The organism is Qipengyuania qiaonensis, from assembly GCF_019711515.1.
Lineage (GTDB): Bacteria > Pseudomonadota > Alphaproteobacteria > Sphingomonadales > Sphingomonadaceae > Qipengyuania > Qipengyuania qiaonensis.
In genome coordinates this window covers 207,152-233,987 of the sequence record NZ_JAIGNO010000004.1, presented here as the reverse complement: position 1 = coordinate 233,987, position 26,836 = coordinate 207,152, and the positions used below count along the sequence as shown (strand labels likewise).

The window sequence follows — 26,836 nt, the reverse complement described above, 5'->3', positions numbered from 1 at the left end:
AGGTTCATTCCGTCCCATGGCGATGCGCCGGTCATTTCGATCACGCTTTCACGATGCCCTTCGCCACCAGACTGCGTACCGTATCCTCCAGCGTCTGCTCCGCCGGGATGAAGGTAAAGCCGAGCACCTCTTCGGTGTGTCTGCCGGAAACATCGCGGATATTGCCAAGCTCGCCTTTGATTTGCGCCATCTCGTCCATAAACAGCGCGAGTATCTTTACCAGCCAATCGGGCATCGGCTTGCTGGGGACCTTCCTCGCATATTCGGGCGCGCGGGCGCGGATCACATCGGCCATTTCACGGATCCACATGAACTTCTCGCTGGTGGGAAAGCGTTCTCCGCGCACCTTCCCGGCAGGGGCCTCGATCGCGCGGACATGTGCTTCGGCCACATCGCGCACATCTGTCACGCAGATACCCATGTTCGGGATCAACGGGATGGACCCGTCGACGAGCTTTTTCACGATTTCCACGCTGGTCGACATATCGTCATCGTAGACGGGACCGAAGACGGCGACCGGATTGATCGAACAGAAGATCATGTCCGGCGCATGCGTCGCCACCCAGTCGCGCGCGGCACGCTCGGCCACGGTCTTGCTTTCGATATAGGGCGGAACGCCGGCCGTCAGATTGGTCCAGTCGAGATGGGTGAAGTGATCCTTTTCCGGCTGACCATAGGCAATCGCGGCGGCGCTGCTGGTCTGCACGAACCGGCCGATGCCCGCCCGATGCGCGAAGCTTAAGGCTCGCAATGTGCCCTCGCGGGCGGGGATGACGAGTTCGTCCTTGTCCTTCGGCACACCGAGCGGGAACGGCGAGGCGACATGCGCCACCGCATCGCAGCCGGAATTGGCGTCGGCCCAGCCCTCGTCGCTCATCAGGTCGGCCTGAAAGACCTTAAGTCGATCGCCTGCCTCGGGCCAGCGCGCCCTCAGCTTCGGCTCGCTCTTAGCCGTATTTCGCACGGTGGTGTGAACGGTGTAGCCCTTGGCCAGAAGCCGGTCGATCACCTCGCCGCCGATATAGCCCGTGCCCCCGGTCACCAGTACCGTTCCTGCCATTTGACTGCCCCCTTGTCATCTGTCGCGAGAAGACTAATCGGAATGGTTTCGCGGAGCAACGGAGGCGAGATGCAGCAGGTCGATTTTTTCGTCATCGGTGCCGGGATCGCCGGATTGTCGGCAGCGGCGCGGCTGGCAAGACACGGGAAGACCATGGTGTGCGAGGCGGAGGAGGCGCCGGGGGTTCATTCGTCTGGACGCAGCGCGGCCTTTGCCCATTTCGATATGGATGGCTGGCTCGTGCGCGCATTGACCGCTGCGAGCATTCCGCTGCTGGACGCGCCGGGCGCTCGGCCCCACCCGGCACTGTTCTTGGCGCTCGAACAGCAGGAACAAGCGCTCGATCGACTTGAATCTGCCTACCGCGAATGGTCGCCGCATGTCCGTCGCCTGTCCGTGGCCGAGGCACAGGAGCAGGTGCCGATCCTACGCGAAGGCGATGGCGGTATCGTCGGCGCCTTGTTCGATCGGCACGGACGCAAGCTGGATGCGCACACCTTGCTCGAAACGCATCGCAAAGCGCTGATTGCCGCTGGCGGTTCGCTTACGTTCAAAGCACCGGTGATCTCGCTTGGACATGATGGCAATCGCTGGATCGTCGACACCCCCGGGGCGAGTTATGCCGCGCGCATCGTCGTCAATGCTGCCGGCGCCTGGGTGGATGAGGTGGCAGTGCTGGGCAGCGTAGCTCCGGTGGGGATCCGCCCGCTGCGACGAACGGTGATTACGTTCGACACCGATATTGACGTATCCGGCTGGCCCTTCACGAAGACTGTGGGCCCCGGCTTCTATATCGAGCCAGAGGGCAGCCATCGCTTGCTCGCCAGCCCCATGGACGAGGGAGAGAGTACACCGGGCGATGCCCAGCCCGAGGAAGAGGACGTCGCCCTCGCCGCTTGGCGCGTGGAGCAGGCGACCACCCTCACCATCCCTCGCCTTGCCAGCAAATGGGCCGGTTTGAGAAGCTTCACCCCGGACCGCCTGCCCATATGCGGCTTCGATCTACAGGCGCCGGGCTTTTTCTGGCTGGCGGGCCAGGGCGGCTTCGGCCTGCAGACGTCGCCTGCAATGGCACTCGCGGCCGAGGCACTGGCAACCAACGGCGAGTGGCCCGACGAATTGCGGGCGGTCGGAGTGGGGCCATCGAATCTGTCGCTCGACCGCCTTGCCTAGCGCATCAGCACCAGTTCTTCGGCCATGGTGGGGTGGATCGCGGTGGTCGCGTCGAAGTCGGCCTTGGTCAGCCCTGCCTTCACCGCGATGGCCGCGGCTTGCATCATTTCCGCCGCTTCGGGTGCGATGATGTGGATGCCGACGATCTTGCCGCTGTCGCCGTCGCAGACCATCTTGAACAGGCTGCGTTCGTCGCGGCCCGCCAGCACGTTCTTCATCGGGCGGAAGTCCGACAGATAGACCCTCACCGAGCCGAGCTTGTTCTTCGCCTCGCCTTCGGTCATGCCGACCGCGGCGATCGGCGGATGGCTGAACACGGCGCTGGCGATACAGGAATGGTCCACCGCCACCGGATCGCCCTTGCCGAATATGCTATCGGCAAAGGCCTGTCCTTCGCGGATGGCCACCGGCGTCAGTTGCACCCGGTCCGTCACGTCCCCCACGGCATAGATGTGATCGACATTGGTCTTGCTGAAGCGATCGACCTTGATCTCACCCTTATCGCCCAGTTCGACCCCGGCCTTGTCCAGCCCCAGCCCTTCGGTATTTGGAACGCGGCCGGTGGCGAACATGACCTGGTCGACCCGTTCCTCCTCGCTGTCGGTCAGCTTCACGAAAAAGCCGCCTTCGTCGCAAGGCTTGATGTATTCGAACGAGGTGTTGAACTTGAAGTCGATGCCCTTTTTCATCGAAATCAGCAGCAGGCGTTCCCGCAGCGCCTCGTCATAGCTGCGCAGCAGTTGGTCGCCGCGATTGACGATGCAGACCTTGCTGCCGAACTCGTTGAAGATCCCCGCGAATTCATTGGCAATATAGCCACCGCCGGCAATGATGATCTTCTTCGGCAATTCGTCGAGATGAAATGCCTCGTTGGAAGTGATCGCGTGTTCGGCACCCTCGATGTCGGGAATCTGCGGACGCGCGCCGGTGGCGATGAGAATATATTTCGCGGTGACGGTCTTGCCGCTTGCCAGGGTGATTTCGTGCGGGCCGGTTATTTCGGCGCGCTCTTGGAAGATGGTAACGTCGTGGTTCTCGAGCGTATCGGTGTAAGCGCCCTCGAGCCGGTCCACATCCTTCAGGACATTGTCGCGCAGCTTGATCCAGTCGAACTTCCTTTCGCCGATTTCCCAACCGAAATTGGCGCAATCCTCGAGATCTTCGGCGAAATGGGCACCGTAAACGAGCATCTTCTTGGGTACGCAGCCGCGGATGACGCAGGTCCCGCCGACGCGGAATTCCTCGGCAATCGCGACTTTCGCCCCGTGCGCCGCGGACACCCGGCTGGCGCGCACGCCACCCGAACCGGCCCCGATGGTGAAAAGGTCGAAATCGTATTGCTCGGACATGCAGCGGCTCCCTTTGCGCAGGCGTGCGATATGGCCCGCCATACGCGTTCGGCAAGTCGCGAGTTACACGCAGGCCGCCGCCATGCCCGGATTAGCGCCCCGCGCGCCTCCGATTACGGTTGCGGCTGCGCGGCGGCCGGTTGCCACCGGGCGCACCGTCGTGCTTGGGCGCGCCGGCACGGTTCGGGTGCTTGTTCTTGGGCTTGCGCTTCTTCGCGGCATCGCCGGTCGGTCGGACTTTCGGCTTGGCGAGACGCGGCTTCTGTTCGCGCTTGGTCGGGCCAATGCCTTCGACCACGGCGCGAAAGTTATCGGGCAGGGGCAGGCGCTCGAATTCCGCGTTGGTCTTCTTGCGAATGTCCTTGAGATAGTCCCGCTCGTCCTCGGCACAGAAGGCGATGGCGATGCCGTCCTTGCCTGCGCGGGCCGTGCGGCCGATGCGGTGGACATATTGTTCGGGCACGTTGGGCAATTCGTAATTGATCACGTGGCTGACGCCCGGAATGTCGATGCCGCGCGCGGCAACATCGGTCGCGACAAGAATCGGAGTGCGGGCGGAACGGAATTCACCCAGGGCCCGCTCGCGCTGAGGCTGCGACTTGTTGCCATGGATGGCATTGGCCGGAATGCCCTTTTGCGAGAGCTTCTTCACCACACGGTCCGCACCGTGCTTGGTCCGGGTGAAGATCAACACGCGCTCGAACTGGCCGGGCACGTCGTGGCGCTCCCCGAGGATCAGTTCGAGCAGTGTCTGCTTCTCGTCCTGTTGAACCATGAAGAGATACTGGTCGATCCGTTCGGCCGTAGTGCTTTCCGGCGTCACCGAGACATGGACCGGCGACTGGCAATATTGCGCCGCGAGATCCTTGATCGAACGGGGCATGGTGGCGCTGAAGAACAGCGTCTGGCGGTCCTTCGGCACGAGCTGGCTGATGCGCTTCAGCGCATGGATGAAACCCAGGTCGAGCATCTGGTCCGCTTCGTCGAGTACCAGAATTTCGACGCCGTCGAGCTTGAACGCGTTCTGGTCGATCAGGTCGAGCAGACGGCCCGGCGTTGCTACAAGGATGTCAGTGCCGCGATGCAGCTTGTTGCGATCCTTGTTGACCGAAGTCCCGCCGACAATGGAATGTACCTTGAGGCCTGCAAGCGCTCCGTAGTCCTTGGCGCTCTGCGCAATCTGTCCGGCGAGTTCGCGCGTCGGGGCCAGCACCAGCATACGGCAGGACTTGAACGGCGTCTGCCGGTCCGCCTCGCGCAGCCGATCAATGCTGGGCAGCATGAAGGCGGCGGTCTTGCCCGTACCCGTCTGGGCGATACCCATCAGGTCGCGCCCTTCCAGCACGGGTGGAATCGCCTGAGCCTGGATCGGCGTGGGTTCGGTGTAGCCCTTGAGGTCGAGGGCCTGGAGGACGGGCTGCGACAGCCCGAGATCTGAAAACTGAGTCATGATTACTCGCATCGAATATGCGGCGCGCAGACGGATTCGTCGCGCGGTCGCGGGGTTTGAAACCGCCCGCGTGAACAGGGAAGTTTGAGAAAACTGGACCGAGGCGCGGCCGGGGCGATGGATGTTTCCACATCGCCGCTTCACGCTGGCTAGCGCGCTTCGATACGCTGAAAATGGATGTTGCAGTGCAAAAAGTCAATTTCTTTCGCCTGCACGTTCGATCATTTCGCTTGCACGACTATTGGCTTGGGGGCACGCCGCAGCCTATGAATCCTAGGGAAAGCGGCCGGTGAAGAACGAAATCATGCGCCGCCTAGCCGGCCCCGGCCTGATTTTTACCGGGGCCGCCATCGGCACATCGCATCTGGTCCAGTCGACGCGTGCGGGGGCGATGTTCGGTGTCGCACTGCTGGCGGTGATCCTGCTCGCCAATCTGCTCAAATATCCGGCCTATCGGTTCGGAGTGGATTATGCGCATGTCCGGCGGCGCTCCCTGCTGTCGGGTTATCGCGAACTCGGCGCGTGGGCCGTGTGGCTGTTCCTGATCGCCGTTATCCCGCTGGTGCCGATCGTCTGGGCGGCACTGGGCGCGGCAACGGCGGGAATCTTCGCGACGATATTCGGTCCGACACTGTCGATCCCGGTAATGGCGTCGCTGGTCATTGCCGTCTCCTCGCTGCTGCTGCTTTTGGGCGGATATCGCCTGCTCGACCGTGTAAACGGGGTTTTGTTGGCCTTTCTCGTGATCGCGACCGTCATCACGACTGTGATGGTTCTGCCGCGTGTCGAGTGGGACACGCTCGGCGATCTGTCATGGGCCGGCCAGACTACCGCCCTATTGTTCATCGTCGCGCTGGCGGGCTTCATGCCCAATCCGGTCGATGTTTCCGTGGCACTGTCGCTATGGAAGGTCGAAGCCGACCGCACGCTTCCGGAAGATGCGCACCCCTCGCTGGCCGAGGCGCGCAAGAGCTTCCTGTGGCCCTATGTCATGACCACGCTGATGGCGGTATGTTTCTGCATCATGGGCGCCGGCGTGATGCACGCACAACAGATCGCGCCGCTGCCCGATGCGCCGGGTTTCGCCGGCCAGTTGATAGATCTCTACCGCGAGGCGCTCGGCCCGCTGCTGCTGCACTCGCCGCCATCGCCGCGCTCTCGGTGATGCTGACCACCGTAATCGCCGCGATCGACGCCTATGCCCGCTCCCTGCCCGCTGCCATCCAGGTATTGCGCGGAGCAGAGCAGGAGACCGGTACCCGCGCGCAATATGTCGGCAGCACCCTGATCCTCGCCGTACTGGCGGTGGTCGCGCTGTTCACGATGATGCGCGAGTTTACGGCCTTTCTCGACTTCGTGACCTCGGCCACCTTCCTCGTCGCGCCGCTGCTCGCGCTGCTGAACTATCTTGTGGTTACCCGCTGCGAGATGCCCGAGAAGGCGCGTCCCAGCCCAGCGATGAAGGTGCTGAGCCTTGCGGGCGTCGTAGTGATGGGTGCGCTGGCGGTCATGTATTTCGCGCTGGTCTGAAGCGCATCATACCTGCCGGAAATTCACTGTCGCGTTCAGCGCGAACACCGCCAGCCCGGCGAAGACCGAGACGATCACCCGCACGACGAGATAGTTGATGGGTGTGAACTCTGTCAGTACCCAGAAAAGGCCAACCGTCACTGCCAGGCCGACAACGGCATTGATGAGGAACAGCGCATAGCCGGTCGACAACTTGCGGTCCGAACCGGCGAAGATCCACGTCCGCCCGAAAACGTAATGAACGCTGTTCGCAATGATGAAGCTGAGACCGGTCGCGATCACCGGATCGACACCGGCGCGCTCGACCAGTAGCCACAATACGCCCAGCCCCATAAGAAACACACCGGTGCTGACAACCGTGTTGCGGACCAGCATGCCGCCCGTACGGCGCGTGAAGAAACGCGAAAACATGCCGGGACCGATTGCGCTCAGGCGGACGCCAGAACCTTGGGAACGGGCCGAGGATTGTCCTCTCCCGCATCGCGCCATTCGGTCAGTCGCGGCGCGCCGAACCACAGGAACAGCAGCGGCAGCTTGATGAACAGCAGTTCGGAATGGATCAGCCGGTCGATCCACCGTTCGCGGCGGTTGGGCATCCGCCGGGCATTTTCGGCAAGCCATTTGTCATAAGGCAGGAAGTGGTCGGGCTCGTCGACATGGACGACCTCGAAGATGCGGTGAAGCGCCTTATCCTGCTTGACCAGCGGATGGTCGAGCAGGATTTCGACCTGCTTCAATCCGCGCTTCTCGGTCAGCGAGATTACCCGGCACAGGCGTTCGAACAGGTCGTCGCTCGCTATGATCTCGTCGGTGTCGAGGCTGTCGATGGTACATCCGAAAGTGATCTCGATGAACCGGTCGATATGGCCGAACATGCGGTCGAGTGCGATCGGCATCTTGCCGCGCAGTTCGAACCAGCGCTTGAACATTGTATAGTGCTTGCGCTCGTCCGCCCGGTGCTTTTCGACCGCCGCGATCAGTTCGACCGCTTCGGGATGCTTGGCCCTGACCGCTTCCAGCACCCGGTCGAGAGCAGTGTACCCGCGGTGCTCGTTGTAGATGTAGATAGAGCCGAGCAGGTCGAGGTAGCGGTAGGTAAACCACTGTTTCATGGCGATCGTCTACCACGTCAGGAAATGTCAGTCATCCCAATCCGATAGACAACTCTCAGCGGGTAGCCTCTTGCTCCATCTGTTGCATCGCGATCTGCTGCAAGGCGACTGCCATCTTCGGCTCGATGCCCAACTCATGCGCAGCACGTTCGTTGGCGCCGAAGTCGCGTACATCGTACCCGGTGACGCATGCGAAGACCACCAGAGCCTCGAGATAGGATCCTTCGGCGCTGGCGTGGTAGTGGTCGTAGCTCCACAGATCGACTTTGCCGTAATCGCGACCGTCATAAGGGTTGGGATCGGCCAACCCTGCCAGCATCGCGCGGTTCCACGCATCGCCGACCGGGATTACGCCGTCGATGTCGTCCGCCTCGCGGGCGACCAGATCGATCGCGCGCCGCAGGTCGATGGCCATCTGGCCTACAGGCTTGCCGTACCAATGGCCTTCGGGCCGGTAGATCTGATCCGCCCGGCTCCAGGTCGACATGAGCAGGACGCGAACTTCCGGATTGGCCGCGGTAAACATCTTGGCGAGCGCCGGCGCATCTTTGCGCGTATCCGCTAAATCGGCCGGCTTGTCGGGATCGAGCACGGAATATTGCTGCATGACCACCACGTCCCACAGCCGGTCTATGAGCTGGCCTTTTTCGCGACGATGGAAACCTAGCGTGGTCCCGCCCTGCAATTCGTGGCTCACATCCCAATCGAAACCGGCCTGCCTGCCAAACTCCGCAAACAGAGCGGGGATGCCGCCCACCCCTTCGTCGTTCAGGTCAGCCACACTGTCGGGCCGATAGCGCAACACCGCGGAATTCGCACCCTGCGTGAAGCTGTTGCCGATGAACAGAATTCGCTGTTCCTCTTGCGCCGCGAGAGGCGCGGTCCCCAAGAACAGCAGTGCGAGTATGACGCGGAGCAGATGGATCAACCCGCCAAACCCGCCGTCTTGAGCAACGCATCCGTACTGGCGTCGAATTCCTCGCCGCCTTTCTCGATTGCCTTGGCCATGGCCTTGCCGAGTTCCACGCCGAACTGGTCGAAGGGGTTGATACCCATCAACACGGCATTGGCGAAGGTACGATGTTCGTGGAAGGCGATGAGGGCACCGAGTGCCCCGGCGTCGAGATCGTCGCACAGGATCGTCGCGCTCGGACGGTCGCCGGGATAGTTGCGCGCGGGATCCTCGCCCGCCTTGCCGGCCATCAGTGCAGCTCCCTGTGCGAAGCAGTTCATCAGCAGAATGCGATGATGCGCGGGGTCGAGATCGTCGCCCGGCGCGATGCTGGCGATGAAATCGACCGGCACGAGATGCGTGCCCTGGTGGAGCAGCTGGAACACAGCGTGCTGCGCATCGGTCCCGACCCCGCCCCAGGTGATCGGCGCTGTCGGTCCGTCGACCGGTCGCATGTCGGCGGTGACGCGTTTGCCGTTCGATTCCATCTCCAGCTGTTGGAGATAGTCGGGGAACAGGCCGAGCCGCTCGTCATAAGCGAACACGGCGCGCGTCTGGCAACCGCGCACACGCGTGTAGTAGAGATCGGCGAAGGCCGCGCGCAGGACGAGGTTGGCTGCACCGTCGGTATCGCGGAAATGCGCATCGACGGCGCGCGCGCCCGCCAGGAACGCGCGGAAGTCTTCCATTCCCACTGCCATGGCGATGGGAAAGCCGATCGAGGACCAGATGGAATAGCGCCCGCCGACGCTTTCCTGAAATGGCAGGATGCGCGTTTCGTCGACGCCCCACTCGACCGCGCCTTCCGGGTTGGCGGTCAATGCGATCACGCGCCCTCCCGGGTCGGATACACCATTGTCGTGCAGCCACTTCAGCGCGCTTTCGGCATTGGTCATCGTCTCGATGGTGGTAAAAGTCTTGCTCGCGACCGCGATCAGCGTCTTGGCCGGATCGCAGGCGGCAAAGGCCTGTTCGAGTGCGACGCCGTCGATGTTCGAGACGACGTGGACGTCGCAATAGGAAAGGTCGCGGCTCAGCGCATCGACACCGAGCGCCGGGCCCAGCGCGCTGCCGCCGATGCCGATATGGATCAGGTGCTCGACCTCGCCCAGAGCGCCCTGGTGGATCGCCTCGACCAGCATGCCCATACGTTCGATCAGCGCCATCGCCTCTTCCACCTTGGCTTCATCGCCGGTGCCGCGCAGCGTGGCATGATCGGCGGCACGACCTTCGGTCGGATTGACCACCTCGCCGCCGAATAGCTTGGCGCGCATACCGGCAAAATCCATCGCCACGGCAAGTTCCTCGAACGCCGCGATTGCCGCGCGGTCGAGATGCGTTTTCGACCAGTCGAACAGGATACCGCCGTCATCCAGCTCGATCCGACCGGAAAGCATCGCCACGCGATCGGCACCGCCGGGCTCGTCCGCACCCTCGCCACCGTCGCGGTCCGCGCTGAACAGCTCGCCCAGCGTCGGGCGCGGCAGGTTTTCGAGGCGGGTCCAGAGCTCGGCTGCTGTGGTCATGGCGGGCAAAAATCCTTTAATGGCTGCGCTCCTGCGACTAGGGACTTCGACGATGATTGAGAACCCCGCATGACAGATCGTACGCTGGATACGAATTCGCCGGAGACCGCTGCCGCCGAACCGGCAGAAAAGGAATCGCTCGGCAGCTTCCTGTGGTTCGTCGCCAAACTAGTGATTGCGGTGCTGATCTTCCGCAGCTTCATCTTCTCGCCCTTCACCATTCCCAGCGAAAGCATGCTGCCCAATTTGCGCAACGGCGACTATCTGGTCGCGGCGAAATGGCCTTACGGTTTCTCCAAATATTCGCTCCCGGCTGAGGTGCCGCTATTCGAAGGGCGTATCTTCGCGCATATGCCCGAGCGCGGCGATGTCGCCATCTTCAAGCACCCCGCGACCGGCGTCGATTACGTGAAGCGCGTGATCGGCCTGCCGGGCGATACCGTGGCGGTGCGGGACGGAGTCGTTATCCTCAATGGCGAGCCGCTTGCAAAGCAGGAAGCGGGCTATGCCGACATCCCGATGAGCGCGAATACCGGTTGCCGCAGCGACGGGGGCGAGGACGTGGACGGTACGATCTGCCGCTATCGCCAATTCCGCGAAACGCTGCCCTCGGGCAAAAGCTACATGACGATCGACTTCGGCAATGTCGGCCCGCGCTTCCTGACCGATGGTGCCGGCGGGATCGCGCGGGATAGCAGCGGCGTTCCGATCCGCATCGATCCAGACAATACCGATCCTGTCGTCGTACCCGAAGGCAAGCTGTTCATGATGGGCGACAATCGCGACAATTCGCTCGACAGCCGTTTTCCGGCAGTGCCCGATGGCGGCGTAGGTCTCGTCGATGCGGACCTGCTGGTCGGCAGGGCCAGCCGGGTGCTGTGGTCGACCGATGGCAGCGCCGAATGGCTGTTGCCCTGGACCTGGTTCACCGCGGCACGCTGGAACCGTATCGGAAGCGATATATGAGCGCGCTCAAACCCGAAGCGCGGGACTGGCTGACCGGTACGGGCTTTACGATAAAGGACGAGGCACTGTGGTTCGCCGCGATCACGCATGGCAGCATGGGTGAGAAGCAGGATTACGAACGACTGGAATTTCTCGGCGATCGGGTGCTGGGCCTGTCGATTGCCGACTGGCTCTATGCTCACGACAGTGCGCCCGAGGGCAAGCTGGCACAGCGCCTCAACGCCATGGTCAGTCGCGAGACATGCGCGCAGGTCGCGCGCGGCATCGGTCTGGCACCGCATATGCGCATTTCCAAACAGGCCAATGCCGATGGCGGGCGCGACAGCGACAATATCCTCGGCGACGTGATCGAAGCCCTGCTTGGCGCGCAATTCCTCGACAATGGTTTCGAAGCGGCGCGCACGCTGGTGCTTAAGCTGTGGCGCCCTGCTCTCGAAGGCGGCGCCGGCAGGTCCAAACATCCCAAGAGCGCGCTTCAGGAATGGGCGGCCGGCAATCAGCGACGCCCGCCCGAATATGAACTGGTCGACCGTTCCGGGCCCGACCATGCAGCGAAGTTCACGGTACGGGTGAAAGTTCACAAGGTCGGCGAGGCAGAAGGCACCGCGGGTAGCAAGCAGGAAGCCGAAAAGCAGGCGGCACGGGAATTCATGGAGAAATACGGGTGACCCTTCGACGAGCTCAGGGTGAGCGGTATCCGTCCCAAGCTAGGCAGAATCCGCCCAGCCTGAGCCTTTCGAAGGCTGTGCGCAAACAGGTGAGACTATGACGGATACCAGATGCGGCGTCGTCGCCGTCCTCGGCGCGCCCAATTCAGGCAAGAGTACCCTAGTGAACCAGCTCGTCGGGCAGAAGGTGGCGATCACCTCCGCGAAGGCGCAGACAACCCGTGCGCGCATGATGGGTATCGCGCTGGAGGGCCCTACCCAGATGATCCTGGTCGACACCCCCGGCATCTTTGCGCCCAAGCGTCGGCTCGACCGCGCCATGGTCAGCGCCGCGTGGGAAGGCGCGGAGGCCGCCGACGCGGTGTTGCTGCTGGTCGACCCGGTCAAGCAGCGTCGGCACGAACTGGAACCTGTCATTCAAGCGCTCGATCAGCGCCCCGAACGCAAGATTCTGGTGCTGAACAAGGTCGATGTGGCGAAAAAGGAACCGCTGCTTGCGCTTGCTCAGGAGCTCGGCAGCAAGGTCGATTTCGCCGAAATCTATTTCGTCTCTGCCCTGACCGGCGATGGCGTGCCGGAAATGAAAGCCGCGCTGGCGGGCATGATGCCCGAAGGTCCGTGGATGTATCCCGAGGATCAGGTGAGCGACGCGAGCGAGCGTCTGCTGGCCACCGAAATCACCCGCGAGCAGCTCTACCGCCAATTGCACGAGGAACTGCCCTATGACAGCGCGGTGCGGCCCGAAAAATACATCCAGCGCCCCGATGGCAGCGTTGAGATCCACCAGCAGATCGTGGTGATGCGCGACAACCAGCGCGCCATCGTGCTCGGCAAGGGCGGGTCGAAGATCAAGGCCATCGGCGAAGCCGCGCGCAAGGAATTGAGCGAACTGCTGGGCCAGAAGGTCCACCTGTTCCTGCACGTCAAGACCGACGAGAGGTGGAGCGAGGACAAGGAAATGTTCGAGGAAATGGGGCTGGATTGGGTCAGGTAGCAGGCTCTTGCCGCACCGCATTGAACCGCGCGAGGCCGCAGGCCACAGCGACGACACATAGCACGATTGCGGCGATCATCGGTGCCGGGCCTTGTCCCAGCCCCTGAGCGAGCAACACGCCGACCAGCGCCGCACCCAGCGTCTGGCCGAGCAAACGCGAGGTCGAGAGCATGCCTCCGGCGGCGGCCGAGCGAGCGCGTGGAGCCTGACCGATCAACAGCCGCGAATTGGGAGCGATGAAGAGGCCGAAGCCCAGCGCGGTCAGCGCCAGCCGCCAGGCGATCGGAAAAGCACCTGGGTTGTCCGGCATCAGCATCAGCAGCACGAGGCCGGCAATGGCCAGCGTCATCCCCACGACCCCCAGCTTGGTGGCATCCACGCGGTCCGACAGCCAGCCCGCCGCCGGAGCGACGAACAGCAGTGTCAGCGGAAACGGCAATAGCAGCAAGCCGACCTGATCGGGCGGGTAACCGAAGGATTGCTCGAACAGGAAGGGCAGCGCGATCAGCAGCGATCCGCTGGCCATGAATGCTGCTACCGCCGCCAGCGCAGAGAGCCCGAGTACCGGTCTCGCCAGCAGGTCGATCGGCAGCACCGGGTTGGCGCGCGCCCGCTCGTAACGCACAAGGAAAATGAGCGATAGAACGCCCATCGCCGTCGCCACCGTGCCCGGCCACCAGTTCTCGGCATGCGTCGCCCATTGCACCCCACCGATCAGCAGCAGCACGGTCAGCGCATTCCAGGCCCCGCCGATCCGCTCGGGCTTGCGATCGTGATGGCGCACCGGATCTGGTAGGCTGCGCCCGACCAGCAACGACAGCGCAGCGGCCGGCGCGCCGACGATGAACACCCAGCGCCAGTCGAGATGCTCGACCAGAAACCCGCCCAGCGTCGGCGCGATGGCCCCGGCGCTTGCAACGACCACGCTGTTGATCCCCATTCCACTACCCAGGCTCTTCGAAGGATAGATATCGCGCAGCATTGCCGCCGAAACGCTCAGAGCCATTCCCGCCCCAAGCGCCTGAAAGGCGCGCACGCCGAGCAGCATGGCAAAATCCTCGACGAAAAAAGTCAGTGCCGACGCAACAAGGAAGATCAGCTGCCCGATCTGGTAAAGCGTGCGATGCCCGATGCGGTCGCCCATGCTGGAAAAGGGCAACAGCGCCATCACCAGCACGAGTTGGTAAACGGTCACTACATTGGTCACCACGCCGTTCGAAACGCCAAGTTCGCGGCCGATGGTCGGCAGCGCTACATTGGCTACGCTCCCATCGAGCACGAATAGCGCTGTGCCAAAACTGATCGCCACAACCGCCCAGATCCGGCGGGGCATGGGGAGACCGTCCTCCTCGCCCGGCTGGCGATGAGAGCGGGTTGGATCGGCGTTGGGCTGGCGCAGCATGGAGAGGAAACGGCGAGCGACCGGCTCGGTGCCCGACGGCAGGAGGGAAATCGGCTGCCCCCCCCCTTTCCGTCAAGCGCATCGCCGAAGCCGGAAGACTACTTCTTCGCTGCCCCCTCCTTCTTCGGGGCCGCCTTCTTCTTGGCCGGGGCCTTCTTCTTCGGAGCCGCTTTCTTGCGCGTTGTCTTCTTCTTCGCCGGCCCTTTCGCCGCGCGGGCGTCGATCAGTTCGATGGCCTGCGCGTCGGTGACGTCTTCGGGTTTCATGTCCTTCGGGATCGTCGCATTGGTCGTGCCATCGGTGACATAGGGACCGTAGCGGCCCGGCATGACCTTCATCTCGCCGCCGCTCGTCGGGTGTTCGCCCAGGGTCTTGATCGGTTCCGCCTTGCCGCGCCCGCCGCCCTTGCGGTTGGCTGCCTGCGCCAGGATATCGACCGCGCGGTTCATGCCGACATCGAATACCTCCTGTGTCGAGGAGAGCTTGCCGTACTTGCCGTCATGACGGAGATAGGGCCCGTAACGTCCTATCGCTGCTTCGATTTCCTTGCCGGTTTCGGGATGTGCCCCCACGATGCGCGGCAGGCCGAGCAGCTTCAATGCCCATTCGAGATCGAAATCGTCGAGATCCTTGGGAATGCTCGCGCGCTTGGCGTCCTTGCCCTCGCCCAACTGGACATAGGGGCCGAAGCGGCCGCTTTTGCGCTCGACCGGCAGGCCGGTCTCGGGGTCTTCGCCCATGACGCCGTCATCCGCGCCATCGTCGCCATCGGCGCCGCCCGGCTTGGCGAACTGGCGGGTGTATGTGCATTCGGGATAGTTGGCGCAGGCGACGAAGGCACCATAGCGCCCTCCCCGCAGCGCCAGCCGTCCGCCGTCGCGACCTTCGGTCTCGCAGAGCGGGCAATGACGCCGGTCCTTGCCGTCGGCGCGTTCGGGGAAAAGATAATCGGCGAGGAAATCGTCGAGCACCTCGGTCACTTCCGAGGGCTTCCTGTCCATCACCTCTTCGGTCTTGGGCTTGAAGTCGCGCCAGAAGGCTTCGAGCAGCTTCTTCCAGTCCTCCTTGCCGTCGGACACGATATCGAGTTCGTCCTCGAGCCCTGCAGTATAGTCGAAGGCGACATATTGCGGGAAGAAACGCTCGAGAAAAGCCGTCAGCAGGCGGCCCGATTCCTCGGCAAAGAAACGGTTTTTCTCCATCCGCACATAGTTGCGATCGCGCAGCGTCTGGATGGTGCTGGCATAGGTCGATGGGCGGCCGATGCCGAGTTCCTCGAGCCGCTTGACCAGGCTGGCCTCGGAAAAGCGCGGCGGCGGCTGGGTGAAGTGCTGATTGGCGTCGACACCCTTCTTGAGCGGGCTGTCGCCCTTCGAGATGGTCGGCAGCAGGCCGTCCTCATCATCGTCGGCATCGTCGCGGCCTTCCTGATAGACGGCGAGGAAGCCGGGATATTTCACCACCTGGCCGGTGGCGCGCAGTTCGTGCTGCCCGGTCACGTCGCGCAAAGTGACGCTGGTGCGTTCGAGGCTGGCGGCGGCCATCTGGCTGGCCATGGCGCGCTTGAAGATCAGATCGTAGAGCTTGCCTTCGTCGCCCGATCCCGCACGGTCGCGGTTGAAGTCGGTCGGGCGGATCGCCTCGTGCGCTTCCTGCGCGTTCTTGGCCTTCGTCTTGTACATGCGCGGGCTGTCGGGAAGCGCGTGACCGCCATAGCGATCGGATACCGCCTTGCGGCAGGCGGCAATCGCGCTGCCATCCATGCTCACGCCGTCGGTCCGCATATAGGTGATCGCGCCCGCTTCGTAGAGCGACTGCGCCAGCCGCATGGTGTGGCTGGCCGAGAAGCCCAGCTTGCGCGCGGCCTCCTGTTGCAAGGTCGACGTGGTGAACGGGGGCGCGGGATTGCGCTTGAACGGCTTGGTTTCGACCTCCTCGACGGTGAAATTCGCCGCTTCGACCGCCTTTTTCGCGGCCATGGCGCTGCCTTCATTGCCGAGCGTCAGCTTGTCGAGCTTCTCGCCGTCGAACTTGACCAGCCGCGCGTCGAACTCGGTCCCGTCATGCTGCAGCTTGGCGATGACCGACCAGTATTCGTCGGCGCGGAAATGTTCGATCTCGATCTCGCGGTCGACGATCAGCCGCAGCGCGACCGACTGGACGCGGCCCGCGCTCTTGGCCCCCGGCAGGCGGCGCCACAGCACCGGGCTGAGCGTGAAACCGTAGAGATAATCGAGCGCGCGGCGGGCGAGATAGGCGTCGATCAGATCCTGATCGAGATCGCGCGGCGCCTTCATCGCGTCGGTCACGGCCTGTTTGGTGATCGCGTTGAAGGTGACGCGTTCGACATCGGCAGGCAGCGCCTTGCGCTTCTGCAACAGCTCGCGGACATGCCAAGAAATCGCCTCGCCCTCGCGGTCGGGGTCGGTGGCGAGGATCAGGCGGTCGGCCTTCTTGGCGTTGTCGGCGATCTCCTTGAAGCGCTTCTGCTTGTCCCGGTAGAGTTCCCAGTCCATCTCGAAACCCTCGTCCGGTCGCACGCTGCCATCCTTGGGCGGCAGGTCGCGGACATGGCCGTAGCTGGCCAGAACCTTGAAGTCCTTGCCCAGATATTTCTCGATGGTTTTCGCCTTGGCCGGCGATTCTACGATGACGAGTTGCATGTGAAGTGAGGCATTCCCTACGCGTATGTGCACGCGCGAAGATGGGGGTGGGGTTGAGAGGGCGTCAAGCGGCTAATCGAAATGGCACGACCATAGTTGGGCATCAAGCGCACGGCAGGATTTGATCCGCTCGCCCGTAAGGTCAAGCATCTTTGTTTGCGGAAGAGTCGCGGGATCGCGGCCCGGCGAGCGAACGATGGCGATGCCGCCGTCTGGCATGCCTTCCCAATAAGTCACCGCACTTGGCGCAGCGCCGGATAGCTCCGTCCTATAATCACGGGCGAAATCGAGTTGCATCAGGCGATAGCGCTCGCCGACCAGCCACCCGCCAAGCGGCACAGCGATTGCGAGCGCCAGGATCGGCAAAAACCGGTCCAGCCACGCCCGGCGCCCGCTCACATCACCCGGCCGAAAGAAAATCTGCGCGACTGCGACTGCCAGACCTATGAGCGCCAAAACCGCCCAAATGACTTGCCATGCCAGCAGTGCGACGATGGTCTCGCCCGCCCGACCATGACCTGTAACTTCAGCGGCCAGCAGATAGCCGACGGCGAAGATCAGGAAGATCACAGCGGCCATGCGTTGATTGAATGTCATGGAACGGATCAATGGTGTCCCCTGTAATACCCATTTGTCACAATGCGTCTTTCCTTTGGATATTTATAAGGATGGTATCACGGCGCAATTTGCGTCAAGCAGAAGTTTGCCTGATTCAGGTCTAATTTCGACCCAGATATAATGGAGCGATAAACCTTTATTATTTAGAGCGACACAATTGTTTCGCGCAGAGGCCGCGGAAAGGCGAAAATCGCGGAGGGGATTGTCTCACACAAAGACACGAAGATATTGCTCTCGCGGCACAGCCGCGCCTTATGTGGAAACGACGTAAGCTGTGTGAGCGTCTTCGCCGCTCAGCGCAAAACATCTTCGTGTCTTTGTGTGAATCAACCTTTCTCTTTCGTTCTCGGCGATTTCCGCTCCTCCGCGATCTCTGCGCGAATCCTAACCTGCCAAACTCACCCGCCCACCCGCATGTCGCTCAAGTCGCCCAGCGATCTCCAGTTCCAACAGCGCCAGTTGCACTGCCGCCGAGCTGTCGCCCGACTGGCGGATCAGCTCGTCGACACCCACCGGGGCGTTGGTAAGCAAGCTGGCGATGTCGGCGGGTTCGGCCTCGGCCAGTTCACCGGGCTCGAAGTCGAAACCGGTGGCAGGTTCGCGGAAGGTCGAGCGCGGCTCGCCAGTGAATGTCGAAAGCAGTTCCACCACGTCCTCCGGCGACTGCACCAGCACGGCGCCTTCGCGGATCAGGTGGTTGCAGCCGTGGCTGCGCGGCTCCAGCGGGCTGCCGGGTATCGCCATGACCTCCCGCCCCGCCTCGCCCGCCAGCCGCGCGGTGATCAAGCTGCCGGATTTCACCGCCGCCTCCACCACCAGCGTGCCGCCCGCCAATCCGGCGATGATGCGGTTGCGGCTGGGGAAGTGGCTGCCGCGCGGCTCCGTACCCGGCGGCTGTTCGGCGAGCAGCAGGCATTCGCTGGCGATGCGCTCTTGCAAGGCTTCATGCTGCGGCGGATAGACGATGTCGATCCCGCTGGCGATCACGCCGATCGTGGCCGGAAAAGCGCCTTCATGCGCCGCGCCGTCGATACCGCGGGCAAGCCCCGAGACGACGGTGAAGCCCGCTTCCGCCAATCCCTTGGCGAAATCGCGCGCCAGCTTGACCGCCGCCGCGCTGGCATTGCGGGCACCGACCATCGCGACGCACGGCTTGCTCGCCAGCGACAGATCGCCGCGCCACGTCAGGATGGGCGGCGCACCTTCGATTTCGCCGAGCAATGCGGGATAATCGGGTTGATCGTGGAAGAGGTATTTCGCTCCCGCCCTGCGCACCGCCTCGACCTCGCGTTCGACCTTGTCCGCCGCGATCGCACGATATTGCCGCCCGCCCCGTTTGCCGAGATCGGGCAGCGCTCCCAGCGCCTCGGCAGCGGTGCCGAAGCGCCGGAGCAGCATGGCATAGCTGACCGGCCCGATATTGGGCGAGCGCAGCAACCGGATGCGGGCGAACGCTTCCTCCTGCGAAAGCGCCGGATGTGCAGGCGCGTTCACCCCTTGGAGCCGCCGACCCGGGGCTCCTCGCCCTTCATCAGCCGCGTAATATTGCTCCGGTGCAGGTAGACGATCAGCAAGGCTATCGCCGCGAGGACGGGAAAGAATTGTGGGTAGCCGAACAATGGCGCCGCGGCGGCGGCGGCGACCACGGCCGCCATCCCTGCGAGCGAGGAAATGCGGAAGATCGCCAGAATGCTGAGCCAGACGAATGCGTAGGCGAGGCCTACCGGCCAGGCGAGGCCGAAGGAAACGCCGGCATTGGTCGCCACGCCCTTCCCCCCCTTGAAGCCGAGCCAGACGGGGAAGCAATGCCCCAGCACGGCAGCCCCGGCGGCAAAGGCCATCGCAACTTCGCCCCAGATCTGGCCCGCGATGACCACCGGGGCCAAACCCTTGGCAAGATCGAGCAGCAAGGTCGCCGCGGCGAGGCCCTTATTGCCCGTCCGCAGAACATTGGTCGCCCCGATATTGCCCGAACCGATCTTGCGGACGTCACCCATCCCCGCGGCCTTGGTCAGCAGCAGGCCGAAAGGGATCGATCCGATGAGATAGCCCAGCAGGGCAGGGAAAAGCGAATCCATACCGCGGCACATAGCGCGACGATCGGTGATCGCGAAGCTCTGGCTGCCGCCATTTTCGAGCAAAGCGTAACGGTACCAGCCGACCGTACCTTGCGGTACCGGACCAGGCGGCTAGAATTTCGCCGCGATGACCGATGCCGAGAGAGACGATGCCATCGCGCGCCTGACCGAGAAGGAGCGCGAGTGCCTGGACAGATGGCTGTCCCACGCGACGGCGAAGGAGATCGCGCTCGACCTCGGCATAACCCATCACGCGGTGGAGAAGCGGCTCAAGTCGGCACGGCAGAAACTCGGTGTGGCGAGTTCGCTCGAAGCGGCCCGGCTTCTGGCAGGCGCGAGCGACTACGGTCGAACCGTATCCGGCGCGCCGGACCTATCCGCGATGAGGCCGGGAGGTCAGTCAGGAGCCTATGCCGCCCCTGCGATGGGAACCCCCGGGCTGCGGCAAGGCCTTCTCACGGTTCCCGGAGTAATTCTGATGAGCCTTCTTCTTGCCACTGCCATTTCCCTCGCACTGACCAGCGCGCCGGCAGCAGACGCGCCGACGATCAAGCCCGGAATGCGGATCACAGCGTCCACCCTGAACGATGGCGCCAACCCCAATGAGGCCATCGCCAAAGCCTTCGCGATGCTCGACAAGAACAGTTCCGGTGCAATCGAACGCGATGAGATCGGGCCGGACCGCCACGTTATGGTTCAGGAGCGCCCCGAAGCCGACGGAAGCGTGCCGGGAATGGCGAAGATGGCCCCGCTTTCGCAGGCCGACAGCAATTCCGACGGCAAGATCGACTTCGCCGAATACGAGATCTGGTTCGATGGTCTGCGCAAGTCGATCAATGGTCCGAACCCGTTCGCCAAGGCGCCGCACAGCAATTGACGACCGGCTCGCGCGGGGCCATGCGCTGCCGGCATGAGCCCCGCCGCTCCCATACTCCTGTTCGATTCCGGCGTCGGCGGGCTGACCGTGCTGGGCGAATTGCGCCGGCTCCTGCCGCAAGCGCCGGTCATCTACGCCGCCGACATGGCGGGGCTGCCCTATGGCGAGAAAAGCGAAGCGGAGGTCGCGGCGCGCGTCGCCGGGCTGCTGGGCCGCATGGCGGAACGCTGGCAGCCGCGGCTGATCTGCATCGCCTGCAACACGGCCAGCACGATCGCGCTCGGCATGGTGCGCGACGTGCTCGAAACGCCGATCGTGGGAACGGTGCCGGCGATCAAACCGGCCGCCGCGACTACCAGGACCGGGACGTTTGCCGTCCTCGGCACGGCGGCGACGGTGCGCCAGCCTTATGTCGACGATCTCGAGGCCAGGTTCGCCGGAGGCAAGCGGATGCTGCGCCACGGCACCCCGGAACTCGTCGCTCTGGCCGAGCGCAAGCTGCGCGGTGGAACGGTGGCGGCGGAGGAAGTGCGCGGGGCACTGGCCGGGCTTCTTGCGCAAGCGGGGGCGGATCGGATCGATACGGTTGTGCAGGCCTGCACGCACTTCCCCCTGCTCGAACAGGAGCTGGGCGAAGTGTTCGATCGCCCCGTCACTTTCGTCGATGGCGCAAAAGGTATTGCCCGGCGGATCGCTTACCTGACCGATGGGCAAAGCTTCGCGCGCACGGCACCCGACCGCGCGGTGACTACCGGGGACCTGGCCGATTTCGAACGCCTGACAGATGCCTTCTCCACCTATGGGATCGATCGTCTTGAGCGGTTTTAATCGCGAATGATTCGCAAAGATCGCGGTGGAATTTCGCCGGTTTTCTGCCTATGTCGCCCGACGATCCAGCCGCTTGAGCGGTGCCGTGACGGGGCCCATCCCGAGTGAACTACGACCAGATTTTCGACGAAGCGATTGCCCGGCTGCACGAGGAAGGGCGATATCGCGTCTTCATCGACATCCTGCGCAACAAGGGCGCCTTTCCCAATGCGCGCTGCTTTGCCGGGCATAACGGCCCCAAGCCGGTCACCGTATGGTGTTCGAACGACTATCTCGCCATGGGTCAGCATCCCAAGGTGATCGAGGCGATGGAAGAGGCGCTGCACGATGTCGGCGCGGGATCGGGCGGCACGCGGAATATCGGCGGCAACACCCATTACCACGTCCAGCTCGAAGCGGAACTTTCGGACCTGCACGGCAAGAATGCGGCGCTGCTGTTCACCAGCGGTTACGTGTCCAACGATGCAACGCTGTCGACCGTGGCCAAGCTGCTGCCCGGCTGCGTGATCTTTTCCGACGAGCTGAACCATGCCAGCATGATCGCCGGCATCCGCAACTCCGGCTGCGAGAAGCGTGTCTTCCGCCACAACGACCTCGAACATCTCGAGGAACTCCTCGCCGCAGAAGACGAAGCGACGCCCAAGCTGATCGCTTTCGAGAGCGTCTATTCGATGGATGGCGATATCGCGCCGATTCACGCGATCTGCGATCTTGCCGAGAAGTACAACGCCCTGACCTATATCGACGAGGTTCATGCCGTCGGCATGTACGGCGCGCGCGGCGGCGGCATTTCGGAGCGTGACGAGGCCGCGCACCGGATCGACATCATCGAAGGGACGCTGGGCAAGGCGTTCGGCGTGATGGGCGGCTATATCGCTGCCGACAGGAAGATCGTCGACTGCATCCGCAGCTACGCGCCCGGCTTCATCTTCACCACCTCGCTCAGTCCGGCGCTGGTAGCCGGCGTGCTGGCAGCGGTGCGTCATCTTAAGGGTTCCAGCGTCGAGCGTGAAGGTCAGCAGGCAGCCGCGGAACTGCTCAAGCAGAAGATGCGCGATGCCGGCCTGCCGGTGATGCCCAGCGTGACCCACATCGTCCCGCTGATGGTCGGCGATCCCGTCCGCGCCAAGAAGATCAGCGACATCCTGCTCGCCGAATACGGCGTCTACGTTCAGCCGATCAATTTCCCGACCGTTCCGCGCGGAACCGAACGCCTGCGCTTCACGCCCGGGCCTGCCCATACCGAAGCGATGATGGACGAGCTCGTCAACGCGCTGGTCGAGATATGGGATCGGCTGGAACTGGAACTGCGCAAGGCGGCATAGGCCGACGGCCGATGGCGGCAGCCGCTAACCCCGATTTCCGGCACGAAACCCCTTCCGAGCTGAAAGCCATGCTCGAAGGGAACACGGCACTCGCGGAAAAATGGCGGATGCTCACTCCGCTCGCGCGCAACGAATGGATCTGCTGGACCATTTCCGCAAAGCAGGAGGCCACCCGCGAAAAGCGGCGTGCGCGGCTGCAGGAGGACATTCTCGGCGGCAAGAAGCGCCCATGCTGCTGGCCGGGTTGTCCGCATCGCCGCGAAAGTGCGCGGAAATGGGTCGAGGCATAATCTCGCGTCCGGCCCTCGTGGCTATCCCCGCAACTGCCGCTGGACCGGCGTGATGGACGACGACCCGCAGGATCCTTCGCGCAGGCCGCGACAGGTCGTGCCCATGCTGGCGTTTGGCGCACTCGTCCTCGTGCCGTTTCTTGGCCTGGGCCTGTTCGGCAATTTACCGTCAAGTCCCCAGAATTCCGGCCCCGCAAAGACCGTTGCCGGCACTTCGGCAGCAGAGGTTGCCGCCCTTCCCGCCACTGCCGAAGACACAGTGGTAACCAGCGAACTGGATGCGGCGGATGCAAAGTCGCGCAATGCGGCGGTCGACTTCGCTTCCATCGGTCCCGGCTCTGCACGGCCATTCAGGTTCGTGGGCAGTTCCGCGGACCGCATCCGGGCCCGCGATTGCCTGGCGCTGGCCGGTATGGCCGAGGCCGGCGGCGGCAATGAAGACCAGCGCGCAGTGATGCAGGTCGTTCTCAACCGCGCTCGCCATCCGGCTTTCGCCAAAACGATCTGCGGCGTAGTGTTCGAAGGTTCGCAGCGGCCCACTGGCTGCCAGTTCAGCTTCACCTGCGACGGTTCGCTGGCGCGGCGCTATTCCGATGCAGCATGGCGCATGGCGCGGGCCCGGGCCGATGCCATGCTGGATGGCGCAACCGACGCGACTATCGGCAATGCGACCCATTTCCACGCCGACTACGTCTATCCCTGGTGGAGCGACAAGCTCGACAAGGTGGCCAAGGTCGGCCCGCATATTTTCTTCCGGTGGCGCGGGTTCTGGGGCAGCGGAAATGCCCTCTCGGCCCGCTACCGTGGGGACGAGCCGGACTGGACGGCGCTGCGCACAACGGCACAGGCCGTCGCCGCGGCCAACCCGCTGCCCACGCTGTTGCAGGGCGGCGAGGCAGTGCGCAGCATTACCGGCCAATCCACGTCGTCCCCCGGCCCCGCGACCGCCGGAACGCCGCCCGCCTCACCCGGACCCGGCGTGCATTTCGTTCTCGTTGCACGCAGCGATTCCCCCGACGCTCTCGTCGAGCGCGCCCGCGCGCTGTGCCCGGGGGATCGCTATTGCCAGGTTTACGGGTGGGACGACGCGGCGAATATCCCAGGCGAGCTTCCACTATCGGGCGAGGCGCGCCGCACGCTGCGCTTCAGCTTCCTGCCAGAGCGGGCGGGGAATGCAGAAACAATCTATGTCGACTGCGGATTTATTGCACAGCCAGTCACCGCCCGGTGCCTGCCACGCATTCCCTGAGCCTGCGCGCAGTGTCCCACCACGCCATATGGCAGCATGACGAGTTTGAACTGTAGGGCTCGTCCCGGAACGTTTGCCGGGATTGTCGAGGCTGGACATGGCCCTTTCGAGCCATGCCGTAGCGTATTTTGCGCTTGTGCGATGCCGCGCTAATCCGGCGCAGCAAAGCGACGGAGAATGAGGATGAGCGGCAACCCGGACATGACCTATGAAGAGGTGGTGATGGGCCGTCGATCCATCCGGGGCTATCTCGACAAGCCGGTGCCGCGCGCGGTGATCGAGGAAGTTCTCACCCTCGCCATGCGTTCGCCGACTTCGATGAACACGCAGCCCTGGCATTTCCATATCATCACGGGCGAGCCGCTCGATCGGATACGCAAGGGCAATACCGAACGTATTCTGGCCGGCGAACCCGACAGCCGTGAATTTCGCCGTGGAGAGCCCTTTGCGGGCGTACACCGTGAACGTCAGGTCGGCGTGGCCAAGCAACTATTCGGCGCCATGGGCATCGCGCGCGACGACAAGGAGAAGCGGCAGGACTGGGTCTTGCGCGGTTTTCGTCAGTTCGATGCCCCGGTCTGCGTGATTGTGACCTATGATCGCGAATTGTCGGACAGTGACGACACACCTTTCGATTGTGGGGCGGTCACCACTGCGCTGGTGAACGCCGCATGGTCGCGCGGCCTCGGCTGCGTGATCAACTCGCAGGGCATCATGCAAAGCCCGGTGGTGCGCGAACATGCCGGGATACCGGACGACCAGGTCATTATGAAGGCCGTGGCCATGGGCTGGCCCGACGAGAATTTTCCTGCAAATGCAGTGGTCAGCGAACGCAAGAGTGTGCACGAGGCCGCGAGATTCGTGGGCTTCCCCTGAGGACCGGCCCACGCTTTGCCCGCATTGTTGAAACACTTCATCGGCTCGCCGTTCACAAGCTGCGACGAGCCGTAATCCGTTCATCTGACAGCAAGGTTTAGACGGCAATCGGGCCCGAAAAGGCTTGATCTCGCGCATCGATCCAGCCCCTGCAAAGATGTGAGACATGAAAAAGAGTATTCTTCAGGTCCCGACCGGGTCGTTTACGGGATTGCTTGGTGCCGCCGCGCCGGAGCAAGGCCCCAAGAAGACGCGCCAGGATGGCCCCCGAACGCCACGTCCGACAACTCCCAATGTCTGAGTTACGACCAGATCGCGAAAACGGCCGGAGAGCCGGATTGCCCGTAGCTTGTCTCGGGTTGCACTGAAGGAAGGGTCAGCAGGACGGAAAGCCGTCCTGTCGGCCCTTTCTCATCCTCAGCTATCTACGATTTAGCGCAGGCTCACCACATTGTCGGCCGCCGGGCGTGCGCGGCTACCGTCGTAAAGGCTCGCCATCGGCTCATCCTCGACCACGATCCGCTCTGCCGCGCCGAAGCCGTTGAAATCGGTCTTCATCGCCGCGCCATATGCGCCGAGCATGCCGATCTCGATGTAGTCGCCGGCCTGAATGTCCTCGGGCAGCGCGAAGGGCCCCTGCATGTAATCCGCATCGTCGCAGGTCGGGCCGTAGAAGGCGAAATCCATCTCGGGCTTGATCAGGTCGTCTTCCAGCGCACGCACGGGGAACTTCCAGTCGACATGTGCCGCATCGAACAGCGCGCCATACGCGCCGTCATTGATGTAGAGCTCGTCACCGCGGCGCTTCTCCACCTTCACGATCAGCGAACTGTATTCCGCGCACAGCGCACGGCCGGGTTCGCACCACAGCTCCGCGTTGTAGGCGATCGGCAGGTTGTAGAAGTTCTGGTGGATGATCTGGAAATAGTCTTCCAGCGGCGGGGGCTCCATTCCCGGATAGACCGAGGGAAAGCCGCCGCCGACATCGATCATGTCGATGACCACCGATGCTTCGCCGATGGCGATACGCACCCGCTCGAGCGCCTGGACATAAGCGAAAGGCGTCATCGCCTGGCTGCCCACATGGAAGCACACGCCGAGCCAGTCGGCATGCTGGCGCGCTTCCTGCAAGAGCGCAGGCGCTTCGGTGAGGTCGCAGCCGAACTTCGATGCCAGGCTCAGCTCGGAATATTCGGAAGAGACGCGCAGGCGGATGCACAGGCGCAAATCCTGCGCCGGTTCGCCATCCTCGCCACGGCAAGCGCCGACGATCTTCTCTAGCTCTTCCACGCTGTCGAGGCTGAAAGTGCGCACGCCGTGCTGATGATAGGCCTCGCGGATCGCGCTCGGAGCCTTCACTGGGTGCATGAAGCACAGCGTCGCGTCGGGTAGCGTCGCGCGGACCAGCCGCACTTCGGCGATCGACGCGACATCGTAATGCGTCACGCCGTTGTCCCACAGGATCTGCAACAGATCGGGCGAGGGATTGGCCTTCACCGCATAGAGCGACTTGCCCGGAAACTTCTCGACGAAGAAGCGGGCGGCGCGCGCAGCGGCGTGCGGGCGGTTCAGAATGACGGGTTCGTCGGGCGCGAGAGCGCGAACTACGGACCGGGCTTCAGGGAAATGCTGCAACTCAAGGGACCCCCTAAACGGCCCTTGCGGACCATGAAACGACAAGCTGCCTTGCGGTTAGGAAGTCCCCTTGGGGCAGCGGGAGCGGCGCATATAAATCGTGGCTCATGAATCGCAAGTGAAATGTTACGACAGGATTGCAACCGCCGTCGGGGCGCGGCGGGCCTGAGCTGCGATGGAGCGAGAGGCGATAAATACGACTATCTCCAATTCGA

At 63.3% G+C, this 26,836-nt stretch carries 25 protein-coding genes; 12 read left to right on the top strand and 13 right to left on the bottom strand.

Features of this window, described 5'->3' with window-relative positions; genetic code table 11:
- Positions 1–40: 40 nt before the first annotated feature.
- Positions 41–1,060, bottom strand: a complete 1,020-nt coding sequence (locus tag K3174_RS08780; protein WP_221557882.1) for an NAD-dependent epimerase/dehydratase family protein — start codon at positions 1,058–1,060, stop codon at positions 41–43.
- Positions 1,061–1,129: 69 nt separating this feature from the next.
- Here K3174_RS08780 and K3174_RS08775 point away from each other — a divergent pair, with 69 nt between their 5' ends.
- Positions 1,130–2,233, top strand: coding sequence for an NAD(P)/FAD-dependent oxidoreductase (locus K3174_RS08775; RefSeq protein WP_221557881.1), 1,104 nt, complete (start codon positions 1,130–1,132; stop codon positions 2,231–2,233).
- On the opposite strand, the gene gorA is transcribed toward K3174_RS08775, so the two are convergent.
- On the bottom strand, positions 2,230–3,582 hold the full coding sequence (gorA, locus tag K3174_RS08770) for a glutathione-disulfide reductase (protein ID WP_221557880.1): 1,353 nt from the start codon (positions 3,580–3,582) through the stop codon (positions 2,230–2,232). The two genes, K3174_RS08775 and gorA, sit on opposite strands and share 4 nt — an antisense overlap.
- Positions 3,583–3,673: 91 nt before the next feature.
- Positions 3,674–5,032 (bottom strand): DEAD/DEAH box helicase, encoded by a 1,359-nt coding sequence (locus tag K3174_RS08765; RefSeq protein WP_221557879.1) that lies wholly within the window; start codon positions 5,030–5,032, stop codon positions 3,674–3,676.
- A 289-nt stretch (positions 5,033–5,321) separates the two neighbouring features.
- On the opposite strand from K3174_RS08765, the gene K3174_RS08760 reads away from it, so the two are divergent.
- Together K3174_RS08760 and K3174_RS08755 are read left to right on the top strand one after the other, a co-directional pair.
- Positions 5,322–6,197: a divalent metal cation transporter gene (locus K3174_RS08760; protein ID WP_221557878.1), complete on the top strand. Its 876-nt coding sequence runs from the start codon at positions 5,322–5,324 to the stop codon at positions 6,195–6,197.
- Positions 6,197–6,562: a hypothetical protein gene (locus K3174_RS08755; protein ID WP_221557877.1), complete on the top strand. Its 366-nt coding sequence runs from the start codon at positions 6,197–6,199 to the stop codon at positions 6,560–6,562. The genes K3174_RS08760 and K3174_RS08755 overlap by 1 nt, the downstream gene beginning before the upstream one ends.
- A 6-nt stretch (positions 6,563–6,568) precedes the next feature.
- On the opposite strand, the gene K3174_RS08750 is transcribed toward K3174_RS08755, so the two are convergent.
- From K3174_RS08750 to pgi, 4 genes are read right to left on the bottom strand one after another with little or no spacing between them, the layout of a single operon-like run.
- On the bottom strand, positions 6,569–6,973 hold the full coding sequence (locus K3174_RS08750) for a GtrA family protein (RefSeq protein WP_221557876.1): 405 nt from the start codon (positions 6,971–6,973) through the stop codon (positions 6,569–6,571).
- A gap of 17 nt (positions 6,974–6,990) precedes the next feature.
- The gene (locus tag K3174_RS08745; protein WP_221557875.1) at positions 6,991–7,674 is read right to left on the bottom strand and encodes a ferritin-like domain-containing protein; all 684 of its coding nucleotides are present in this window, start codon (positions 7,672–7,674) and stop codon (positions 6,991–6,993) included.
- A gap of 55 nt (positions 7,675–7,729) precedes the next feature.
- Positions 7,730–8,602: an SGNH/GDSL hydrolase family protein gene (locus tag K3174_RS08740; RefSeq protein WP_221557874.1), complete on the bottom strand. Its 873-nt coding sequence runs from the start codon at positions 8,600–8,602 to the stop codon at positions 7,730–7,732.
- Positions 8,599–10,152 carry a glucose-6-phosphate isomerase gene (gene pgi, locus K3174_RS08735; RefSeq protein WP_221557873.1) on the bottom strand — a complete coding sequence of 518 codons (1,554 nt, stop codon included), beginning with the start codon at positions 10,150–10,152 and terminating at the stop codon, positions 8,599–8,601. The genes K3174_RS08740 and pgi overlap by 4 nt, the downstream gene beginning before the upstream one ends.
- Positions 10,153–10,221: 69 nt before the next feature.
- On the opposite strand from pgi, the gene lepB reads away from it, so the two are divergent.
- The 3 genes from lepB (at position 10,222) to era (ending at position 12,780) form a co-directional block, all read left to right on the top strand.
- Positions 10,222–11,118 (top strand): signal peptidase I, encoded by an 897-nt coding sequence (gene lepB / locus K3174_RS08730; RefSeq protein WP_221557872.1) that lies wholly within the window; start codon positions 10,222–10,224, stop codon positions 11,116–11,118.
- Positions 11,115–11,786, top strand: a complete 672-nt coding sequence (rnc, locus tag K3174_RS08725; RefSeq protein WP_221557871.1) for a ribonuclease III — start codon at positions 11,115–11,117, stop codon at positions 11,784–11,786. The genes lepB and rnc overlap by 4 nt, the downstream gene beginning before the upstream one ends.
- Positions 11,787–11,883: 97 nt before the next feature.
- Positions 11,884–12,780: a GTPase Era gene (gene era, locus K3174_RS08720; RefSeq protein WP_221557870.1), complete on the top strand. Its 897-nt coding sequence runs from the start codon at positions 11,884–11,886 to the stop codon at positions 12,778–12,780.
- Here the strand turns inward: era and K3174_RS08715 are convergent.
- The 5 genes from K3174_RS08715 to plsY all read right to left on the bottom strand — a co-directional run bounded on the left by K3174_RS08715 (position 12,773) and on the right by plsY (position 19,541).
- Positions 12,773–14,182: an MFS transporter gene (locus K3174_RS08715; RefSeq protein WP_221557869.1), complete on the bottom strand. Its 1,410-nt coding sequence runs from the start codon at positions 14,180–14,182 to the stop codon at positions 12,773–12,775. The two genes, era and K3174_RS08715, sit on opposite strands and share 8 nt — an antisense overlap.
- Before the next feature lie 98 nt (positions 14,183–14,280).
- Positions 14,281–16,845: a type I DNA topoisomerase gene (gene topA, locus K3174_RS08710; protein WP_221557868.1), complete on the bottom strand. Its 2,565-nt coding sequence runs from the start codon at positions 16,843–16,845 to the stop codon at positions 14,281–14,283.
- A 72-nt stretch (positions 16,846–16,917) separates the two neighbouring features.
- Positions 16,918–17,442 carry a hypothetical protein gene (locus K3174_RS08705; RefSeq protein WP_221557867.1) on the bottom strand — a complete coding sequence of 175 codons (525 nt, stop codon included), beginning with the start codon at positions 17,440–17,442 and terminating at the stop codon, positions 16,918–16,920.
- A 405-nt stretch (positions 17,443–17,847) separates the two neighbouring features.
- The gene (gene dprA / locus K3174_RS08700; protein WP_221557866.1) at positions 17,848–18,957 is read right to left on the bottom strand and encodes a DNA-processing protein DprA; all 1,110 of its coding nucleotides are present in this window, start codon (positions 18,955–18,957) and stop codon (positions 17,848–17,850) included.
- Complete coding sequence (gene plsY, locus K3174_RS08695) at positions 18,954–19,541, bottom strand: glycerol-3-phosphate 1-O-acyltransferase PlsY (protein WP_247712017.1); 588 nt, start codon at positions 19,539–19,541, stop codon at positions 18,954–18,956. The genes dprA and plsY overlap by 4 nt, the downstream gene beginning before the upstream one ends.
- A gap of 127 nt (positions 19,542–19,668) precedes the next feature.
- Here plsY and K3174_RS08690 point away from each other — a divergent pair, with 127 nt between their 5' ends.
- From K3174_RS08690 to K3174_RS08665, 6 genes are all read left to right on the top strand, one after another.
- Complete coding sequence (locus K3174_RS08690; RefSeq protein ID WP_221557865.1) at positions 19,669–20,418, top strand: LuxR C-terminal-related transcriptional regulator; 750 nt, start codon at positions 19,669–19,671, stop codon at positions 20,416–20,418.
- 33 nt (positions 20,419–20,451) lie between these two features.
- Positions 20,452–21,246 (top strand): glutamate racemase, encoded by a 795-nt coding sequence (gene murI, locus K3174_RS08685; protein WP_221557864.1) that lies wholly within the window; start codon positions 20,452–20,454, stop codon positions 21,244–21,246.
- Between the two features lie 104 nt (positions 21,247–21,350).
- Positions 21,351–22,571: a 5-aminolevulinate synthase gene (gene hemA, locus K3174_RS08680; protein WP_221557863.1), complete on the top strand. Its 1,221-nt coding sequence runs from the start codon at positions 21,351–21,353 to the stop codon at positions 22,569–22,571.
- An 11-nt stretch (positions 22,572–22,582) separates the two neighbouring features.
- Positions 22,583–22,861, top strand: a complete 279-nt coding sequence (locus K3174_RS08675) for a YdeI/OmpD-associated family protein (protein ID WP_221557862.1) — start codon at positions 22,583–22,585, stop codon at positions 22,859–22,861.
- Between the two features lie 52 nt (positions 22,862–22,913).
- Positions 22,914–24,110: a cell wall hydrolase gene (locus tag K3174_RS08670; RefSeq protein WP_221557861.1), complete on the top strand. Its 1,197-nt coding sequence runs from the start codon at positions 22,914–22,916 to the stop codon at positions 24,108–24,110.
- A gap of 183 nt (positions 24,111–24,293) precedes the next feature.
- Positions 24,294–24,986 carry a nitroreductase gene (locus tag K3174_RS08665; RefSeq protein ID WP_221557860.1) on the top strand — a complete coding sequence of 231 codons (693 nt, stop codon included), beginning with the start codon at positions 24,294–24,296 and terminating at the stop codon, positions 24,984–24,986.
- Between the two features lie 432 nt (positions 24,987–25,418).
- Here K3174_RS08665 and K3174_RS08660 read toward each other — a convergent pair whose 3' ends face one another.
- A complete protein-coding gene (locus K3174_RS08660; protein WP_221557859.1) occupies positions 25,419–26,621 on the bottom strand; it encodes a type III PLP-dependent enzyme in 1,203 nt (400 codons plus the stop codon).
- Positions 26,622–26,836: the final 215 nt, after the last annotated feature.

Excerpts from the sequence above, each read along its gene's own strand:
- K3174_RS08670 (WP_221557861.1), top strand. The coding sequence starts at position 22,914 with ATGGACGACGACCCGCAGGATCCTTCGCGCAGGCCGCGACAGGTCGTG.
- K3174_RS08755 (WP_221557877.1), top strand. The coding sequence starts at position 6,197 with ATGCTGACCACCGTAATCGCCGCGATCGACGCCTATGCCCGCTCCCTG.
- gorA (WP_221557880.1), bottom strand. The coding sequence starts at position 3,582 with ATGTCCGAGCAATACGATTTCGACCTTTTCACCATCGGGGCCGGTTCG.
- K3174_RS08715 (WP_221557869.1), bottom strand. The coding sequence starts at position 14,182 with ATGCTGCGCCAGCCCAACGCCGATCCAACCCGCTCTCATCGCCAGCCG.
- K3174_RS08750 (WP_221557876.1), bottom strand. The coding sequence starts at position 6,973 with ATGTTTTCGCGTTTCTTCACGCGCCGTACGGGCGGCATGCTGGTCCGC.
- K3174_RS08665 (WP_221557860.1), top strand. The coding sequence starts at position 24,294 with ATGAGCGGCAACCCGGACATGACCTATGAAGAGGTGGTGATGGGCCGT.
- K3174_RS08780 (WP_221557882.1), bottom strand. The coding sequence starts at position 1,060 with ATGGCAGGAACGGTACTGGTGACCGGGGGCACGGGCTATATCGGCGGC.
- K3174_RS08690 (WP_221557865.1), top strand. The coding sequence starts at position 19,669 with ATGACCGATGCCGAGAGAGACGATGCCATCGCGCGCCTGACCGAGAAG.
- era (WP_221557870.1), top strand. The coding sequence starts at position 11,884 with ATGACGGATACCAGATGCGGCGTCGTCGCCGTCCTCGGCGCGCCCAAT.
- rnc (WP_221557871.1), top strand. The coding sequence starts at position 11,115 with ATGAGCGCGCTCAAACCCGAAGCGCGGGACTGGCTGACCGGTACGGGC.
- K3174_RS08745 (WP_221557875.1), bottom strand. The coding sequence starts at position 7,674 with ATGAAACAGTGGTTTACCTACCGCTACCTCGACCTGCTCGGCTCTATC.
- lepB (WP_221557872.1), top strand. The coding sequence starts at position 10,222 with ATGACAGATCGTACGCTGGATACGAATTCGCCGGAGACCGCTGCCGCC.
- topA (WP_221557868.1), bottom strand. The coding sequence starts at position 16,845 with ATGCAACTCGTCATCGTAGAATCGCCGGCCAAGGCGAAAACCATCGAG.
- murI (WP_221557864.1), top strand. The coding sequence starts at position 20,452 with ATGAGCCCCGCCGCTCCCATACTCCTGTTCGATTCCGGCGTCGGCGGG.
- K3174_RS08765 (WP_221557879.1), bottom strand. The coding sequence starts at position 5,032 with ATGACTCAGTTTTCAGATCTCGGGCTGTCGCAGCCCGTCCTCCAGGCC.
- K3174_RS08705 (WP_221557867.1), bottom strand. The coding sequence starts at position 17,442 with ATGACATTCAATCAACGCATGGCCGCTGTGATCTTCCTGATCTTCGCC.
- K3174_RS08775 (WP_221557881.1), top strand. The coding sequence starts at position 1,130 with ATGCAGCAGGTCGATTTTTTCGTCATCGGTGCCGGGATCGCCGGATTG.
- pgi (WP_221557873.1), bottom strand. The coding sequence starts at position 10,152 with ATGACCACAGCAGCCGAGCTCTGGACCCGCCTCGAAAACCTGCCGCGC.
- plsY (WP_247712017.1), bottom strand. The coding sequence starts at position 19,541 with ATGGATTCGCTTTTCCCTGCCCTGCTGGGCTATCTCATCGGATCGATC.
- K3174_RS08675 (WP_221557862.1), top strand. The coding sequence starts at position 22,583 with ATGGCGGCAGCCGCTAACCCCGATTTCCGGCACGAAACCCCTTCCGAG.